Origin of the sequence: Pseudomonas taiwanensis (assembly GCF_013393345.1) — a bacterium.
GTDB classification, from domain to species: domain Bacteria; phylum Pseudomonadota; class Gammaproteobacteria; order Pseudomonadales; family Pseudomonadaceae; genus Metapseudomonas; species Metapseudomonas resinovorans_C.
Genome location: NZ_QJRF01000016.1, coordinates 1 through 255, shown reverse-complemented (window position 1 = coordinate 255; position 255 = coordinate 1). Strand labels below are relative to the sequence as shown.

At 67.1% G+C, this 255-nt stretch carries 1 protein-coding gene; it reads right to left on the bottom strand.

Features of this window, described 5'->3' with window-relative positions; all coding sequences use genetic code 11:
* The coding region (locus DM872_RS00090; protein WP_256873252.1) for a contractile injection system protein, VgrG/Pvc8 family at window positions 1-255 on the bottom strand (255 nt) is incomplete at both ends.

Sequence of the window (255 nt, the reverse complement as noted above, 5' to 3'; positions counted from 1 at the left end):
GGGTCTGACGCGCGGTGCGCACGTTCTCGCGGTAGGTGAAGTTGCGCAGTGCCGGCCTCGGGCGATCACCGCCGGCCAGCGGGTTGTACTCCACCGGCTGGCCCGGCAGTTTGCCGAAGATCCACAGACGGTCGCAGTGGATGAGGCGGTGGCCTTCGGCGTTGTGCAGGAACCCGTAGAAGAAGCCTTCCTCGCGCAGGATGCGCTCGACGAAGTGGTAGTCGGTGTCGCCGGCTTGCACGCAGTACTCGCGCG